We start from the raw sequence: 15,074 nt of genomic DNA on the forward strand, positions 1-15,074 counted from the left end.
TGAAATAAGGCGTTTCTACGTATACGGCAGGAGGTTTTTTGGGATGTCTTCAATTCAAGCTGATGCGACGGGGTCTTCGGCAACCCGCGCGGGGGGAAAGGGCGGAAGCAACTTTGGCTTCGCACTCTCCGCCCTGACTGTGCTGTTCTTCATGTGGGGCTTCATCACGTGTCTCAACGACATCCTGGTGCCACATCTGAAGAATGTGTTTTCGCTGAACTACGCACAATCCATGCTGATTCAGCTCTGCTTTTTCGGCGCATACTTCCTGATGTCGATTCCGTCTGGCGCCATCGTCAAGCGGATTTCCTACAAGGGCGGTATCGTTCTGGGTCTTCTGGTCTGCGCTGTCGGCTGTGTGCTGTTCGTGCCGGCTGCAAGCATGATCTCCTATCCGTTCTTCCTTGGTGCGCTGTTCGTGCTGGCGACGGGCGTGACCTTGTTGCAGGTCTCTGCCAACCCCTATGTCACGGTGCTCGGCAAGGCTGAGACAGCCGCCAGCCGGTTGACCATGACGCAGGCGTTCAACTCGCTCGGAACGACTGTTGCTCCCTGGTTCGGCTCGTTGCTGATCCTGGGCGGAGCCACGGCTGCGGCCTCCGGCATGAGCAAGGCAGCGGAAGCTGATGCGGTCAAGATGCCGTATCTCATTCTCGCAGCCACTTTCCTGGTGCTGGCTGCTGTTTTCGCCTTCCTCAAACTGCCGACGGTGGATGAGGACGAAAACGACGTGACGGCACCTGCTGGCAGCGTGGTGATGGGGTCAGCCTGGGGCTATCGCCATCTGGTGCTCGGTGCCATCGGCATCTTCCTGTATGTCGGAGCAGAAGTCAGCGTTGGCAGTTTTCTGGTGAATTTCCTGCATGAGCCGAACATTGCAGGCCTCGCCGAAGACAAGGCTGCCAACTATGTGGCTTACTTCTGGGGGGGCGCCATGGTGGGTCGCTTCATCGGGTCTTTTGCCATGCGCTACATCGATAGCGGCAAGGCGCTTGCATTCAACGCGGTAATCGCGGGGATCCTGTTGCTGGTGACCTTTGCCACAACCGGCCATGTTGCCATGTGGACCGTTCTGGCTGTTGGCCTGTTCAACTCGATCATGTTCCCGACAATCTTCTCTCTGGCGCTTGATGGTCTTGGCCGTCACACCAGTCAGGGGTCAGGCATCTTGTGTCTGGCTATTGTCGGCGGCGCAGTTCTTCCGGTTCTGCAAGGGTTTCTGGCCGACCATTTCGGCATTCAGGAAGCTTTCCTGATGCCGGTGATCTGCTACGTCTTCATCGCCTATTACGGCGTGATCGGCCACAAGCCGGCATCCAGGGCTAAGACGGCCTGATGCAGCAATAGCGCTGTAAACGTCAAAGACCGGCACCCTCCCGTACCGGTCGGAAAACGGCGGCTCCACTCCGGTGGTAGCCGCCGTTTTTTTACGGCCTGCCGATTCATGCCTCTGGCGTGTCTGGAAAGACAAGATCTGGTGCGGGCGCTGGTCCCTCCGGGTCGGTACGGTCCTGCCCATCGACGCCGAGAAAGATGCGTGTGCCTTGCAGGATCTTGCTGGAAAGATCTTCCGTATCAGCAAGGCGGGCCAGAACAAGTGCCCCAACCATGGCGGCCCAGTTGCCGATGGCTGCACTCTCATTGTCATCAGGTGCGGCGCACCCCGTAAAGGGGGTGACTGTACCAGAGCGTGAAACGTCGGCGAGGGACGTGATTTGCGCAAGCAGCGCTTCGCTCAGAACATGGCGCGCCTGTAGGGACTGTCTCCGCGGCTTGCTTCCTGCGCCAGTGCTGCCAGAACGCAGCCGTCGCCACGTGCGTCGCGGTGGCGCTCACTCAGGTAGCCACAGGCAAATGACTGATAGGCCGGAGTGCTGTCGAAGCTCAGGGCGGTCTCACTCATGCGGGACGCTTTGAGAGCCTCGGTGACCAATTCGCCTTTATTGGCGAAATGGCGCGGAAATCCCCCATGGGTCAGCCCGGCTGCCGACATGATTTCACCAACGCTGACGCCGTTGATGCCACGCTCGCGAAACAGGCGCGCTGCCGCCTTGATGATGGCGTGACGACTTTCTGCCTTTTTCTCTCGACTGGTGCCCATGAGATCCCTTTTAAAAAAAGATGACGGCCATCATCTTGAATTGAGGATGATGTATATCATCTAATTTAAGCGAAGCACTCGCACTCAACAAGAGGTTAGAGAAATGCCAACAGCACTCATCACCGGCGCGTCCGGCGGCATCGGCGCCGTCTATGCGCAAAAGCTCGCCGATCGTGGCTATCATCTCGTTCTGGTCGCACGGTCGACTGACAAGCTTGATGCGCTGGCCGCACGTCTGCGCGAGACCTCCGGCGTTCAGGTCGAGGTCCTGACCGCCGACCTCAGTGTCGCAGATCAAATCGAGCAGATTGCTGATCGGCTGAGGAGGGATCCTGCCATTGATTTGCTGGTCAATAATGCCGGAACCAATCTTGCTGGCGGATTTGCTACGGCCAGTGCAGTCGATTTGCAAATGCTGATCAGTCTGAATGTGACAGCTCCGACGCTTTTGGCATCTGCTGCACTTCAGTCGATGCTGCCGCGAGGCGAGGGGTCTATCATCAATATTTCATCCATTGTCGGCCTCGCTCCGGAATTGCTGAGGGGCATCTATGGGGGGACAAAATCCTACATGTTGTCCTTGTCACAATCTCTGGCGGGCGAAGTTGGAAGTCAGGGAATTTATATTCAGGCCGTGCTGCCTGCTGCGACACGCACCGATATCTGGCAGCGGTCTGATATGGATGTCGACACTTTGCCCAATGTGATGGAGGTGGAGGATCTGGTCGAAGCAGCTCTGGTCGGCTTTGATCGCAGAGAACTCGTCACCATCCCGCCGTTGACTGACGAAGCGCTGTGGCAGACGTTTGAGGCAGGCCGTCACGCGCTACTGCCATCGATCAGCGACACACCGGCTGACCGGTATCGCGCATCCGCATAACGTGTCAAGCAAGGTCGGGCGATGCAAGCGCGCTTCATGGTGCGTCAGCTTCGCCCGACTTTTGTCAGATTGATGGGGCATTTATGGGTCTGCGTCCTAAACCTGTGATCTCTACTCTAGGTAGAGTTGCGTAACGTCAGAAGATGCGTAAAGTGCGCAGAAATTTGGCTTTCGCCCGCAGTACAGAGACCCCATTACCATGAACATGCGCGATATTGATCTCAATCTCTTGTTGATCTTCGAGAAGATTTATTCCGTTCGCAGCATTTCACGCGCAGCTGAGCAACTGGATTTGAGCCAGCCCGCCTTGTCCAATTCCCTCAGCCGTCTGCGCGGCCAGTTGAATGATCGCTTGTTCGTGCGCCAGGGCAACGGGGTCGCGCCGACTGAGCGGGCCGAGGAGATCATTGGCCCGGTGCGACTTGCACTTGGCGCCATTCGCAAGTCGCTTGGCCCTCCGGGCCAGTTTGATCCGTTGACCAGCAAACGCCACTTCCGGCTGCTGGTTGCCGACCCGCTGGAGCGGATCATCGTGACCGAGATCTTCAACACCTTGCCCGCAACGGCGCAGCTCACATTTGAATTGTTGCCGCCGCAGGTGTTCAGCGTTGAAGATGCGTTGCAGGGGGGCATTGTGAGCTTTCTGCCTTCCTGATGCCGCTGGACGAAGGCGATCTGAACAGTCAGGTGCTCTGTCCGGTTGATTTGCGTATTGTTGCCAGACTGGATCATCCGCGCATTCAGGGGCGCATTGCGCCCGAATCCCTGATGCAGGAGCATTTTGTTGCATTGGCGTTGGGCTCGGCAAAATTGCAGAACACCGAGAAAGTGACGGTCTGGCAGCGCTCCGGCCGTATGCAGAAGGTTCTGGTTCACAAGGTCAGTTCGATTGCGCAGATTGCATCGGAAACAGACCTGATCGGTGTTTTGCCCGCTGTCTATGCAAACAAGGTCGCCAAAGGCTATGGCCTGCAAGTCATCCGGCCGCCGATGCCGTTGAGCAATCAGTATTTTCATCTGATCTGGGATCGTCGCTTTGATGATGACGCAGGGCACGTCTGGTTGCGCAATCTAATGGAAAAAGCCGTCGACCGTGCCGTGAAAGCCAGCGATGCAATGGATCATGGCTCGACGCCTGAAGAGGCTTTGAACGCGCGATCATAACGCCTGCTGCACGTGTCAGCCATCCTGACACGCCATCGGGTCGCCGCTCTCATTCAACAGCTTGATGGAAGGAAGGTAAGAGGGCAGTAAGAGAGGGGTGTGCAACGGCAGAATAATCAAAAATAAGGCATTTGGAATTGGTCTTTGTTCCGTCGCTCTGGTTCAATTGAACCAAAAGGAACTCCGGAAATCATATCTAACTTATTGAAAAATATGGTGCTGCCGGAGAGATTTGAACTCTCGACCTCTCCCTTACCAAGGGAGTGCTCTACCCCTGAGCTACGGCAGCTCCTGATCTCGACAACGCCTTGAGGTGAGACGTCAGAGTGGTCGGCGCGCTGTGTCGCCGGAACAGGGCGGCTTTTGCCATAGTTGGGGCAGGCTGGCAAGCGTCTTGCCATGCTTTTTTATCAAACTTCGCATTTCATCTGTGCAAGATGTGGCAAGACCTCTGGTCGAGAGGGCGGGATTAGCGGAAAAGCCAGTCTTGCGGCGGTGAAATCGCCCTGGCTCATCTGTGGATTTCCCCTTTAGGCACGGCGCCGTTGGGGTTTGACGACAGGTGGCATGTGCTGTTGAAAGGGGGCGGAACTTGAGAGGACGATCATGAGCAAGGATACCCCATCTGCCAGTCCGATGAACGGGCCACAGGCGACGGCCAAGGCGTCAAAGGCTGCGGCGCCTGCCGGCAGCAAGGAAGAGCGTCTGGCGGAAGCTCTGCGAGCCAATCTGCGCAAGCGCAAGGCAGCGGCCAAGGCCCGCAAGACGCGAGAGGAGGGTGGCTCTGATGGTTCATAATGAGGGGGGCGTCGGTGCCTCGCTCTGGAGGGCCGGCTGCCGCGGGACTTTGAGGTTAGATGCGCGGATTTTCGCCGCTCAAGGTGCATAACCCCCTGCAAGGCGGGATAAGGTTTGTTCGGATCTTGCTTGCGCGCACTTGCAGCCTTGCTCCTGCCACACGAAATGTGTAGGGCCTGAATTTCCGAAGATCCACGCAAGAGCTTGTCGGTTGGGTGATCGTCAGGTTTAACTAGGCCGCTTGTTGGTGTAGGGCTCAGTTGCTTTTATTTGAAGACGGGAGACGTGCCTTGGGTGAGAGGGCGGCGCTCTCATGAAGGGGACATTTCAATGGACAGTATCAAGGTTATCGGCGGAGCGCAGTTGAATGGCGTCATTCCAATCTCGGGCGCGAAAAATGCCGCATTGCCCTTGATGATCGCCTCCCTGTTGACCGATGAGACATTGACGCTGACCAATGTACCTCGCCTGCGCGATGTGGCTCAGTTGACGCAGATTCTAATGAACCATGGCGTCGATTACTCGGTCAACGGCAAGCGCACCGGGCAGGACGATCTGGAAGGCCAGACCGTTCATCTGACAGCGCGCGAGATTGTCGACACCACCGCCCCGTATGAACTTGTGTCCAAGATGCGTGCAAGCTTCTGGGTTGTCGGGCCGCTTCTGGCGCGTATGGGCGAAGCCCGTGTCTCGTTGCCGGGCGGTTGTGCCATCGGTACGCGTCCGGTCGATTTTTTCATTGATGGTTTGCAGGCTCTTGGAGCCGAAATCGAGATTGAAGCCGGCTATGTCGTCGTTCGGGCACCAAAGGGTGGTCTTAAGGGCGGTCGCGTCGAATTCCCACGCGTTTCTGTTGGCGCAACCCACACCATCATGATGGCGGCGACGTTGGCGCAGGGCGAAACGGAAATCGTCAACGCAGCGTGTGAGCCGGAAGTGATGGACTTGGCCAAATGCCTCAAGGCCATGGGGGCGCAGATTGAAGGGGCTGGCACCTCGACCATTCGCATCACAGGCGTTGCGCGTTTGCATGGTGCGCGTCATGCGGTGGTTGCTGATCGGATCGAAACCGGAACTTACGCCATGGCTGTCGCCATGACCGGTGGTGACGTTCTTTTGAAGGGTGGCCGCGCTGATCTGATGGAAAGCGTCGTCAGCGTTCTGGAGCAGGCGGGCGTCGAGCTGACACAGACCGATGCGGGCCTGAAAGTTTATCGCAATGGCAACGGCATTCGCCCTGTCGATGTGACGACCGAGCCTTTTCCGGGCTTCCCAACGGATATGCAGGCGCAATTCATGGCACTGATGACGCGTGCTGGCGGTCAGAGCCGTATCACCGAGACCATCTTTGAAAACCGTTTCATGCACGTTCAGGAGCTGGCGCGTCTCGGCGCTCAGATTCATATCGATGGCCGCACAGCTGTGGTGGATGGCATCAGCACTCTGCGCGGTGCGCCGGTGATGGCAACCGATTTGCGGGCGTCTGTTTCGCTGGTCATTGCAGGCCTGGCCGCAGAAGGTGAGACCATCGTCAACCGTGTCTATCATCTGGATCGCGGGTTTGAGCGCCTGGAAGACAAACTGTCGCGCTGTGGTGCACAGATCGAGCGTATTTCCGGCTAACAGTGCCGTTGGCCCGGGCGTCGTGTCCGGGCCACTGCTTGCCAAATCCCTCATAAATGGCTAGTTGAAACGGTCGCCCTGTTCCACGAACCTTTGTGGCAGGGGCTATCAGTTTTCCCGGATGCTGCCAGAAGGTGGCACTCCCAGCAGGAACGGTTTTTGCCCGCCATGAATTTGCTCAAGCTTGCTGCCCTGGATGACGAGGATCTTCAGATTGTCTCGGCCTATCTGCAGGATGCCGTTCTGCCTGTGGGCAATATTGACTACCAGCCTACTATTGGGCAGGTGACGCTGATCCTCAACCGATTTGTCTGGGAAAACAAACGCCGCTCCTGGTGGCGCAAGGCCCTGAACGAGCGTCGCCGTTCAGCGCTGACATTTTCCCGTGTTACATCGTTCAAGATTCGGGGCATCGCGCAGGAAGCATCGGGGACCGTGGTCAATCTGCTGGCCATGCGCTTTGAGATGGATGCAGAGCCATCCGGTCGCATCATTCTGGAATTTGCTGATGAGGTGGCGCTGGAAATCGGCGTCGAATGCATCGAGGCGCGCCTGTCGGATCTGGGGGCAGTCCTGGCAGGCCACCAGCCGACCCGTTCACGATTTGGATTGAGTTTCGGTCCTGCAAGTACAGGATCAGACAGTATAGGAGTGTGTGTCCGTGGCCTCTCGTCTGAGTGTAAGGGATGATGACTTCGAGACCCGTTTTCAGGCCTTGCTGAGTGGCAAGCGGGAAGCCTCTGAGGATGTTGACCAGACTGTGCGCGATATTCTGGAGGATGTGCGCCTGCGCGGTGACGCAGCGGTTCTGGAATACACGGCAAAGTTTGATCGGCTGGAGGTTGCCGCTATGGCCGACCTCAAGGTTTCCGACGCTGAAATCGACAGTGTCATCGGCCATAGGTGCCTCAAAAGACCCTTGATGCGCTTGAATTGGCGCGGCACCGTATTCACGCCCATCATGCCCGCCAGATGCCCGTGGACGAACGCTATACGGATGCGGTTGGCGTGGAGCTTGGCTCGCGTTGGACTGCGGTGGAATCGGTCGGGCTTTATGTGCCCGGCGGCATGGCTTCTTATCCAAGCTCAGTGTTGATGAACGCCGTGCCGGCGCGGGTTGCCGGCGTTGAGCGGGTGGCCATGGTTGTGCCAAGCCCGGATGGCGTGTTGAACCCGCAGGTTCTGGCTGCTGCCCGCATTGCCGGAGTTGATGAGATCTACCGCATTGGCGGAGCGCAGGCGGTGGCAGCCCTTGCTTTCGGAACGCAGACCATTGCGCCGGTTGCCAAGATTGTCGGGCCGGGCAATGCGTTCGTCGCTGCGGCCAAGCGCCGGGTGTTCGGCACGGTCGGCATCGACATGATTGCAGGCCCCTCGGAAGTTCTGGTCATTGCTGATGCGACCAACAATCCGGACTGGATTGCCGCTGACCTTCTGGCTCAGGCCGAACATGATGCGGTGGCTCAGTCCATCCTGATCACTGACAGTGCAGATCTGGCGGATGCGGTTGAGCAGGCGGTACAGCGCCAGCTCAAGGTGTTGCCACGGGCTGACATCGCTGCGGCAAGCTGGCGGGACTTCGGCGCCATCATCGTTGTCGACGCGCTGGAAGCAGCCATGCCACTGGCCAACCGCATCGCGCCAGAGCATCTGGAACTCGCCGTTGATGATCCGGAAGCGCTGCTGAGCAAGGTTCGCAACGCCGGTGCCGTCTTCATGGGGCATTATACACCGGAGGCCGTTGGTGACTATGTTGGTGGAACCAATCATGTTTTGCCGACAGCACGCTCTGCCCGCTTTTCCTCGGGCTTGTCTGTTCTGGACTTTGTCAAACGGACGTCTATTCTGAAGTGCGGACCGGAGAGTTTGCGGGCCATTGGTCCGGCTGCCATCGCGCTTGGCGAGGCAGAAGGGCTTGAGGCGCACGCAAGGTCGGTTGCAATCCGTCTGAATATGTAAGGCCTTTCACGGAAAGGGCAGCCATGGTCGCAGCAGGAGCGCAGGCTGGAGAACAGCAGCAAGGCGGCAAGCTCGTCGAAGTCGTTCTCGACGAGGCGTCGATTGCCCGATCAACGGCGGACGTCGAGCACAACCGCGCGGCCGCTATTTATGACCTGATCGAGGAAAACCTCTTTTGCCCGGATGGGCAGGAGGGGGGCGAATTTGCTCTGCGCCTGTCCGTTGTCGAGAAAAAGCTGGTGTTCGAGGTGATGCAGCCGGATGGACGTCCGGTGGTGACGCATGTGCTGTCGCTGTCGCCGTTGCGCCGGATCGTCAAGGACTACGATCTGATCTGTTCCAGCTATTACGATGCCATCCGCAAGTCGACGCCCAGCCAGATCGAGGCTATCGATATGGGACGGCGGGGGGTGCATGATGAGGGGGCAGCCATCTTGCGGGAACGGTTGCAAGGCAAGATTGCCGTTGACGACCAGACCGCGCGGCGTCTTTTCACGCTGCTTTATGCACTGCATTGGAAAGGCTAGGTGGTGGAGCAAGACGACAAGCGACCCAGCTCGATCCTGTTTGCGTGCGGAATGAATGCCGTGCGCTCTCCCATGGCCGCCACGATTGCCCGTAACCTGTTTCCCAATGAGATCTACATCCGCTCGGCCGGGGTGAAGCAGGGCGAACCGGACCCTTTCGTTGATACGGTCATGGCTGAAATTGGCATGGACACCAGCTTGCATCAGCCCAAAACTTTCGAGACCTTGCACGAATCGGGATTCGACCTGGTGATCTCGCTCTCGCCGGAAGCACATCACAAGGCCATTGAGCTGACGCGCAGCGAGTCCGTTGATGTGGAGTATTGGCCGACGATGGATCCAACCCTTGCCCGTGGCAGTCGGGCGCAGATCCTCGATGCGTATCGCGGTGTGCGGGATCAGTTGATGGACCGCGTCAAGGACCGGTTGCACTGGTGCCCGCCCTCGCGCAAGGATGCAAGCTGACAGGGGCCGGGCTTGCAATGCAAAGGCGGTCAGATGGTTTACGCACACCGTGTTAAATGTCCGGTGCGGGTCGTAAAATGACGGACTGGTAAAGGATTTGGTCTTTCAAGCATTCGCTGACTGGACGAAACCATCAATCCCTTGTATACCCTGCCCAACCTGGTGAGCAAAACGGTTGACGTTCAGTTGAACGACCCGTTTGGTGCGCCAATCAATCAGACTGCCTTAATCAGGATACCTTATGGCAAAAGAAGAAGCTCTGGAGTTTCCGGGCGTCGTTACGGAACTCTTGCCCAACGCGACGTTCCGCGTAAAGCTTGAAAACGACCACGAAATCATTGCCCACACCGCTGGGCGTATGCGTAAGAACCGTATTCGTGTTCTGGCAGGTGACAAGGTCTTGGTGGAAATGACACCGTATGACCTCACCAAGGGTCGCATCACCTACCGGTTCAAGTAACCGCTTTGTTAGCACGCTTGTTTGCAACTGCGCGAGCGAGCGTGCCGGGATATAATCGGCAACGGTCATGACATCGCTTCCCTCCCTGATCCTGGCTTCCGCTTCGCCGCGCCGTTTGGCGCTGTTGCAGCAGATCGGTATTGAACCGGATCATCTGATCCCCTCTGATATCGACGAAGCGCCGCAGAAGCTGGAAACCGCTCGGGCGTTGGCGCAGCGTCTTGCCGTTGGCAAGGCGGAAGCTGTGTATCGCGGAAATCTGGAAGACCCAGCTCTTCGGGGCAGTGTCATTCTGGGGGCGGATACCGTCGTGGCTGTTGGCAGACGTATTCTGCCAAAGGCCGAAATGACCAAGCAGGCAATTGCCTGTCTGGCCCTGTTGTCGGGTCGTGGCCACCGCGTGTTTACCGGTGTCTGCGTCATTGACGCAGACGGACGACGGCGGACGAAAGTCGTTGAAACCCGTGTGCGGTTCAAGCGCCTGACACGCGAAGATATTGATAGCTACATCGCTTCTGGCGAATGGCGCGGCAAGGCGGGTGGCTATGCCATTCAAGGTCTCGCCGGGACATTTGTTGTCAAACTTGTGGGCTCTTATCCCAATGTTGTCGGACTGCCGCTCGTCGAAACCGCTCGGCTTCTGTCCGCCTCGGGCTATCCAGTGTATCGTCGCTGGGTGGATGGCGAGGAAAGCTGACGAAGAAAGTCATTCATGTGAATGTCTTTCGTGACCATTCGGCGGAATGCACCACGAGGAACGTGTCATGACACAGTCTTCCGAGACCCCAGCCCACAGATCGCGGCCTTGTCCGATTTGCAGCAAACCGTCGACCCGTGAGGATCGTCCGTTCTGCTCGGCACGTTGTGCCAACATCGATCTGCATCGCTGGTTTTCCGAAAGCTACACCATCCCCGTCGTTGAAACCGACGATATAGATGAAGATAATCTTCCCGAGAGCTAGTTCACTTCTCGTTCGCTTGTGAAGGGGGCGTGGCCAACTGAATGGCTTTACGGAGCTGTTGTGAGGTACGCCCAAAGGGAGCGCAGCCGGAGCAGTGTCGCGGCGTGTGCCTTGCGAGTTGTTTTCCGCAGCAGCGGGCTTTCCACCCCGGAAAATCTTTGTCAAAGGGACTGCGTTGCGAAATTATCCATAGATTAAGATATTGAAATATATGGGTAATTTTATTCGTTATTGAGATTTTTCGAAAACTTGCAGCCGCATGTTGAAAAAGCGACAGGGAGGCTGGACAAGGTCAGTTCAAGCTCCTATAAGACCCAAGCTTTCAGCGAACGGGACACGTCCCTGACGCTCTAGTGCCCGGATAGCTCAGTTGGTAGAGCAGCGGATTGAAAATCCGCGTGTCGGCGGTTCAAATCCGTCTCCGGGCACCACTCTTCTCTCCCCCTTACAGTATCTGCTTTTCAAGTCTTCGAGATGACAAGACGTGCAAACTTGCGTTTGCAACGGTCATGCGAGAGACACACAAAAGGCGCTCCACTGCGAAGCGCCTTCCTCATGATGTGTTAGCCTGTGATGTCTCGCGGCCCGGAATACGCGCTCGGTTCCGTTGAGCGTGCTTGCGACCCTTAGCTTGCGCGTCGCGCCTCCTTCCGGCTTTCAGATGCCAGTTTGATCAGAAACTGGGTGAATTGTGCCTGCGCTCGCTCCGACGTCATGTTGTGGTCGGCATCGGGCACTGTCTCCACGTCCACATGAACAAAGCGATCCAGTCCTTTGGCATCCGGACCGAAGTAATAGTGCAATTGCTCTTGGGCTTCGTCGCCCTGACTGCACAGAAAATGCGTGTTGACAGTGCGGGCATTCAAATCGCCGAGAATTTTTAGACATTGTCGCCGAAAGCGCGAGTATTGTGTGCTGCCGGGAATGACCATGCCAAGGCCCTTGGACAGGCGGGAATTGGCGTGGCTGACCAGTCCGCGCAGGGTGGCAGGTACGTCAATTTCACCGTTGACAAGCCTTTGCAGCGTGCGCACGTCCAGCATCCGCCGCTTGTAGTCACTCATCGAGCGGCGTGGTGCGCGGCGGGCATAATCGACTACTGGTTCATCCGGGTCCCAGACCAGTCGCGGCAGGTTCATCAGGCCAAGCTGGTGAACGCGGTTGTCGACGTGGGCGGCCTGCATTGCAGCATAGGCACCGCTGCATCGACCCACCAGTGTGGTCGGTCCCAGGTTGCGCCCTTCGAGGGCTGATATCGCGTCGCGCACATCATCCACCGGCTCGTCCGTGAACAGCACCTGCCGTTCTTCTGCGGCCTTTGGCGGGCTGTCTCCCAGACTGGAAATGTCGAGCCGCAGCGAGGCAACACCATGGCGGGCCAGCGTGCGTGCAGCATTGACCCAACACCGGGCCCAGCCGCCATGGTGATCTTTGCCGGCAGACAGAAAAATGAAAAGCCCGGTCGAGCGCGCGCCCTGCGGTTGGCACAGAACAGAGAAGAGGGGTTGCTCCGGGCGCAGGATCAGCGCTTCTTCGGTGAAACCGTCTCCGGCCAGAACCGTGGTGAGCTTTGTGAGGGCGGGCCATGTGGTGGGATCGGCTCGCTCAGACACGGGGAAAGTGTCGGAACACCAGTCGACGAGCGTCTGCAAGGTGTCTAGCGGTACGCGGGAGGCAAGTGTGTCTTGCATCAAGCTGGTGTAGCCCTCGAATGGCTTGACGGTGACAGCCGCGCCGCGCGCGGCGAGATGCTTGGCCAATTCCGCGTCGGTGGCGTTGTTTTCACGTGCCATAAGCAGCGTCGGCACATGGAGCGGGGTCTCGACCTTGGCAAGGTTCTGGCGCTTCAGGTCCGCTTCCAACGCTTCCGCCATTGGCAGACCTGCAATGGTCAATTTGTCCTTGGGCAGGTCGCTTTCATCCAGGCCGAGAGACTCGATGATGACGCGGGCGCGCAGGCTTGCTTCGCGCAGGAACCGGCGACCGTTCATGGTTGGCGCAGCCAGAACAAGTCCGGTGACGTCTTTGCGGCGGCAGGCCAGGGCATCCACCACGAAACTGCCGAGACCAAGAGCGCACAGGATAATTGTTTCACAGCCCGTTACCTGTTTCAGCGCCTCGCAGGCCGCATCTCCGGATCTGATCCAGTCGTCCAGTGTTTCGCCCTCGGGCTGATCAAGGGAATCCACTGTGCCTGGATAGTCGAACCGCAGGCAGGGGTAGCCCGCAGTCGCAAAATCTTCGGCCAGTTTCCGCTGATACTTACGGCTGCACAATTCGTCGTAGCCCCAGGTGCGAAACAGCACGACACCCTGCTTGGCGCGGAGGCTTTCAGGCAGGGTGAGAAGACCGGAACAACCGGAGAAGGCAATCGGCTGCAATCTAGCCATGATCAGTGTCCTTCTGAGGAGAAGTGGGAGCCCCAAGCCATCTCAGGATCGCGATCGCTGGCCTCGACACGAGACGAGGCGTGGCACGCGGGAGATTACTTGCCAGGGCATGAATATCACTTTGTGGAATGGATCCCAAAAGTTTCAAAGCGAGAGGGTAAATGATGGCACCGGCGAGGATTGCGGCACACATGCCGATGAGCCCGCCAATCGCATCCAACACCAGATAGGCACCGACAGCACACAGAACGGCGGCGAGTGCGATGCTCGCGAGATTCATCAGGTCCAGTTTGACCGACAATTTCTTGTCACAGTAAACGATGATCCAGACCAGCCACACGCCATGGGCCAGAACCCGGACACAGGCGGTGCCAAACGTGCCGAAAAATGGCGTGACGGCTGCAAAGGCCAATAACGAGGCTGTGGCAAGGATCGGGGTTGCAAACACGAAGAACGAGGAGCGTTCGCAGGCGCTGATGATGGTTGCCGGCACCAGAGCGAGCGCCGTCAGGAAGGCAAATGCCAGCAGCAGTCCGGTGATGGTCGTGGCATCAGCGAAACTCTGCCCGAAGAGAAAAGGCAGCAACTCACTCATGATCGCGGCGCCCCCAAGACAGATTGGGAAGGTCAACAGGCACAACCAGCGCATGACCCGTTGGTAGGTCTGATTGATATGCGCGATGTCGCCTTTATCGTGATGATGGCCGATATGAACTGCCAGTGCCGGCGGTCATTTGCGTTGGCAACTGCACTACGAGGCTCGTCAACGTGAGACCGGCGGCGTAAAAGCCCAGTTCCATCTTGGACACGAAGTAGGCAAGGATCAGAAACTCCACTCTTGTCCAGACCAACATGCCGATGATGTCGAACAGCCAGATGTTGCGGCCGATATTGCGCATGTTTGGAGTGATTTGGGTGTCGGGTGCGGTTGGCAGGCGCAGATAGTGGATTGTGCGGAAGGCCTGTGGTAGATGCCGGGCAATGTGGCCGGCCAGCGCGCCGCCGACGCCAAAGAAAATGCCGCCGAGCGCCACCAATGGCACCTGGAGGCAGCAGCCGAGAGCGGCCAGGCGTGTTGTTTCGTCAAAGCGATTGAGGCCTCGAGCCGTTGCCTCGGCAAAGCCCGCCGTGGCAAAGACCAGCAGGAGAATGGCGGTCATCCCCCAAAATAGCGCTGAACGGTCCCAGTCGCTGACATCTCCGGTGGAGGTGTTGAGAGGCGAGAAGAGCGCATACAGCAGGATCAGCACGACACAGATCGCGACAAGCAGAAAGAAGCGCGGAAAGAGCTTGCGCGCCAGTCCGCCGCCCGGATTGTCCGGCGTTCCTTGCGACTGCATGTATCGCAGCAAAATAGCGGGCACACCGCGATTTGCGACAAGCGCCATCGTTGTGGCGATCCACAAGGCGTAAGCGACGCCGCCAGTGCCTTCTGCGCCAAGCGTTTGCGCTACGATGATGCTGCTGACAAACCCGAAGACCAGAGAAATGATGCCAGCCAGTGTGCTGAAGGCCGAAGATGTTATGAAGCTGGGCATCAGTGGGGTGCCGCACGAAAAAGGGGCAGAAGCGGGATGCGGCGAGGCAGGGTGACGGAGGGGGCTCTTGCAGGCGCAAGCCCGACTGTCGCAGACCCCGTTTTACGCTGTGGTTCGTAAAGACCCCAAGACATTCATCTTGTGGTGCAGTTGCACAAGTCTGTCCTGGTGTTGCAAGGCCGTGCAGCGTGGTGGCGAGACACTGTC

General features: G+C 57.9%; 18 protein-coding genes, 2 tRNA genes and 1 pseudogene. 15 read left to right on the forward strand and 6 right to left on the reverse strand.

The window, feature by feature from the left end:
• The first annotated feature begins 43 nt into the window (after positions 1-43).
• Positions 44-1,336: a sugar MFS transporter gene (locus AC0L7U_RS16305; RefSeq protein WP_473692149.1), complete on the forward strand. Its 1,293-nt coding sequence runs from the start codon at positions 44-46 to the stop codon at positions 1,334-1,336.
• 106 nt (positions 1,337-1,442) lie between these two features.
• Here the strand turns inward: AC0L7U_RS16305 and AC0L7U_RS16310 are convergent, their stop codons facing one another.
• Entirely contained in the window at positions 1,443-1,610 is a 168-nt protein-coding gene (locus tag AC0L7U_RS16310) for a hypothetical protein (RefSeq protein ID WP_473692151.1), read from the reverse strand.
• Between the two features lie 125 nt (positions 1,611-1,735).
• Positions 1,736-2,101, reverse strand: a complete 366-nt coding sequence (locus AC0L7U_RS16315; protein WP_473692153.1) for a TetR/AcrR family transcriptional regulator — start codon at positions 2,099-2,101, stop codon at positions 1,736-1,738.
• Between the two features lie 103 nt (positions 2,102-2,204).
• Between AC0L7U_RS16315 and AC0L7U_RS16320 the strand changes: the two genes are divergently transcribed.
• The 3 genes from AC0L7U_RS16320 to AC0L7U_RS16330 all read left to right on the forward strand — a co-directional run bounded on the left by AC0L7U_RS16320 (position 2,205) and on the right by AC0L7U_RS16330 (position 4,145).
• Positions 2,205-2,981, forward strand: a complete 777-nt coding sequence (locus tag AC0L7U_RS16320; protein ID WP_473692155.1) for an SDR family NAD(P)-dependent oxidoreductase — start codon at positions 2,205-2,207, stop codon at positions 2,979-2,981.
• Positions 2,982-3,180: 199 nt separating this feature from the next.
• Complete coding sequence (locus AC0L7U_RS16325) at positions 3,181-3,636, forward strand: LysR family transcriptional regulator (RefSeq protein ID WP_473692157.1); 456 nt, start codon at positions 3,181-3,183, stop codon at positions 3,634-3,636.
• Positions 3,636-4,145 carry a LysR substrate-binding domain-containing protein gene (locus AC0L7U_RS16330; protein ID WP_473692159.1) on the forward strand — a complete coding sequence of 170 codons (510 nt, stop codon included), beginning with the start codon at positions 3,636-3,638 and terminating at the stop codon, positions 4,143-4,145. Before AC0L7U_RS16325 ends, AC0L7U_RS16330 begins: the two co-directional genes overlap by 1 nt.
• 214 nt (positions 4,146-4,359) lie before the next feature.
• Here the strand turns inward: AC0L7U_RS16330 and AC0L7U_RS16335 are convergent.
• Positions 4,360-4,434 (reverse strand) — tRNA-Thr (locus tag AC0L7U_RS16335).
• 317 nt (positions 4,435-4,751) lie between these two features.
• Between AC0L7U_RS16335 and AC0L7U_RS16340 the strand changes: the two genes are divergently transcribed.
• The 11 genes and pseudogenes from AC0L7U_RS16340 (at position 4,752) to AC0L7U_RS16390 (ending at position 11,370) form a co-directional block, all read left to right on the forward strand.
• Complete coding sequence (locus tag AC0L7U_RS16340) at positions 4,752-4,943, forward strand: hypothetical protein (RefSeq protein WP_473692161.1); 192 nt, start codon at positions 4,752-4,754, stop codon at positions 4,941-4,943.
• A gap of 330 nt (positions 4,944-5,273) precedes the next feature.
• A complete protein-coding gene (gene murA / locus AC0L7U_RS16345) occupies positions 5,274-6,566 on the forward strand; it encodes a UDP-N-acetylglucosamine 1-carboxyvinyltransferase (protein WP_473692163.1) in 1,293 nt (430 codons plus the stop codon).
• Positions 6,567-6,734: 168 nt separating this feature from the next.
• Positions 6,735-7,256 carry a DUF2948 family protein gene (locus AC0L7U_RS16350; protein WP_473692165.1) on the forward strand — a complete coding sequence of 174 codons (522 nt, stop codon included), beginning with the start codon at positions 6,735-6,737 and terminating at the stop codon, positions 7,254-7,256.
• 91 nt (positions 7,257-7,347) lie between these two features.
• Positions 7,348-7,398 (forward strand): annotated as a pseudogene (locus AC0L7U_RS16355) (hypothetical protein); the annotation flags it as partial.
• 71 nt (positions 7,399-7,469) lie between these two features.
• The gene (gene hisD / locus AC0L7U_RS16360; RefSeq protein WP_473692167.1) at positions 7,470-8,525 is read left to right on the forward strand and encodes a histidinol dehydrogenase; all 1,056 of its coding nucleotides are present in this window, start codon (positions 7,470-7,472) and stop codon (positions 8,523-8,525) included.
• 23 nt (positions 8,526-8,548) lie between these two features.
• On the forward strand, positions 8,549-9,052 hold the full coding sequence (locus tag AC0L7U_RS16365) for a UPF0262 family protein (RefSeq protein WP_473692169.1): 504 nt from the start codon (positions 8,549-8,551) through the stop codon (positions 9,050-9,052).
• Entirely contained in the window at positions 9,053-9,517 is a 465-nt protein-coding gene (locus AC0L7U_RS16370) for an arsenate-mycothiol transferase ArsC (protein ID WP_473692171.1), read from the forward strand.
• A 241-nt stretch (positions 9,518-9,758) separates the two neighbouring features.
• Positions 9,759-9,977 (forward strand): translation initiation factor IF-1, encoded by a 219-nt coding sequence (gene infA / locus AC0L7U_RS16375; protein WP_006939340.1) that lies wholly within the window; start codon positions 9,759-9,761, stop codon positions 9,975-9,977.
• 67 nt (positions 9,978-10,044) lie between these two features.
• Positions 10,045-10,674, forward strand: coding sequence for a Maf family nucleotide pyrophosphatase (locus tag AC0L7U_RS16380; RefSeq protein ID WP_473692173.1), 630 nt, complete (start codon positions 10,045-10,047; stop codon positions 10,672-10,674).
• Between the two features lie 67 nt (positions 10,675-10,741).
• Positions 10,742-10,939, forward strand: a complete 198-nt coding sequence (gene yacG, locus AC0L7U_RS16385) for a DNA gyrase inhibitor YacG (RefSeq protein ID WP_473692175.1) — start codon at positions 10,742-10,744, stop codon at positions 10,937-10,939.
• 355 nt (positions 10,940-11,294) lie between these two features.
• Positions 11,295-11,370 (forward strand) — tRNA-Phe (locus AC0L7U_RS16390).
• A 195-nt stretch (positions 11,371-11,565) separates the two neighbouring features.
• Here AC0L7U_RS16390 and AC0L7U_RS16395 read toward each other — a convergent pair.
• The 3 genes from AC0L7U_RS16395 to AC0L7U_RS16405 all read right to left on the reverse strand — a co-directional run bounded on the left by AC0L7U_RS16395 (position 11,566) and on the right by AC0L7U_RS16405 (position 14,867).
• On the reverse strand, positions 11,566-13,329 hold the full coding sequence (locus tag AC0L7U_RS16395) for a serine aminopeptidase domain-containing protein (protein ID WP_473692177.1): 1,764 nt from the start codon (positions 13,327-13,329) through the stop codon (positions 11,566-11,568).
• Positions 13,322-13,924 carry a hypothetical protein gene (locus AC0L7U_RS16400; protein ID WP_473692179.1) on the reverse strand — a complete coding sequence of 201 codons (603 nt, stop codon included), beginning with the start codon at positions 13,922-13,924 and terminating at the stop codon, positions 13,322-13,324. Before AC0L7U_RS16400 ends, AC0L7U_RS16395 begins: the two co-directional genes overlap by 8 nt.
• A gap of 94 nt (positions 13,925-14,018) precedes the next feature.
• Complete coding sequence (locus AC0L7U_RS16405) at positions 14,019-14,867, reverse strand: lipopolysaccharide biosynthesis protein (RefSeq protein WP_473692181.1); 849 nt, start codon at positions 14,865-14,867, stop codon at positions 14,019-14,021.
• Between the last annotated feature and the right edge of the window lie 207 nt (positions 14,868-15,074).

It is taken from the genome of Roseibium sp. 10G30-5 (genome assembly GCF_055809635.1).

Excerpts from the sequence above, each read along its gene's own strand:
- AC0L7U_RS16350 (WP_473692165.1), top strand. The coding sequence starts at position 6,735 with ATGAATTTGCTCAAGCTTGCTGCCCTGGATGACGAGGATCTTCAGATT.
- murA (WP_473692163.1), top strand. The coding sequence starts at position 5,274 with ATGGACAGTATCAAGGTTATCGGCGGAGCGCAGTTGAATGGCGTCATT.
- AC0L7U_RS16325 (WP_473692157.1), top strand. The coding sequence starts at position 3,181 with ATGAACATGCGCGATATTGATCTCAATCTCTTGTTGATCTTCGAGAAG.
- AC0L7U_RS16320 (WP_473692155.1), top strand. The coding sequence starts at position 2,205 with ATGCCAACAGCACTCATCACCGGCGCGTCCGGCGGCATCGGCGCCGTC.
- yacG (WP_473692175.1), top strand. The coding sequence starts at position 10,742 with ATGACACAGTCTTCCGAGACCCCAGCCCACAGATCGCGGCCTTGTCCG.
- AC0L7U_RS16380 (WP_473692173.1), top strand. The coding sequence starts at position 10,045 with ATGACATCGCTTCCCTCCCTGATCCTGGCTTCCGCTTCGCCGCGCCGT.
- AC0L7U_RS16365 (WP_473692169.1), top strand. The coding sequence starts at position 8,549 with ATGGTCGCAGCAGGAGCGCAGGCTGGAGAACAGCAGCAAGGCGGCAAG.
- AC0L7U_RS16305 (WP_473692149.1), top strand. The coding sequence starts at position 44 with ATGTCTTCAATTCAAGCTGATGCGACGGGGTCTTCGGCAACCCGCGCG.
- AC0L7U_RS16340 (WP_473692161.1), top strand. The coding sequence starts at position 4,752 with ATGAGCAAGGATACCCCATCTGCCAGTCCGATGAACGGGCCACAGGCG.
- AC0L7U_RS16330 (WP_473692159.1), top strand. The coding sequence starts at position 3,636 with ATGCCGCTGGACGAAGGCGATCTGAACAGTCAGGTGCTCTGTCCGGTT.
- AC0L7U_RS16405 (WP_473692181.1), bottom strand. The coding sequence starts at position 14,867 with ATGCCCAGCTTCATAACATCTTCGGCCTTCAGCACACTGGCTGGCATC.
- infA (WP_006939340.1), top strand. The coding sequence starts at position 9,759 with ATGGCAAAAGAAGAAGCTCTGGAGTTTCCGGGCGTCGTTACGGAACTC.
- AC0L7U_RS16310 (WP_473692151.1), bottom strand. The coding sequence starts at position 1,610 with ATGGTTGGGGCACTTGTTCTGGCCCGCCTTGCTGATACGGAAGATCTT.
- AC0L7U_RS16315 (WP_473692153.1), bottom strand. The coding sequence starts at position 2,101 with ATGGGCACCAGTCGAGAGAAAAAGGCAGAAAGTCGTCACGCCATCATC.
- AC0L7U_RS16400 (WP_473692179.1), bottom strand. The coding sequence starts at position 13,924 with ATGAGTGAGTTGCTGCCTTTTCTCTTCGGGCAGAGTTTCGCTGATGCC.
- AC0L7U_RS16395 (WP_473692177.1), bottom strand. The coding sequence starts at position 13,329 with ATGGCTAGATTGCAGCCGATTGCCTTCTCCGGTTGTTCCGGTCTTCTC.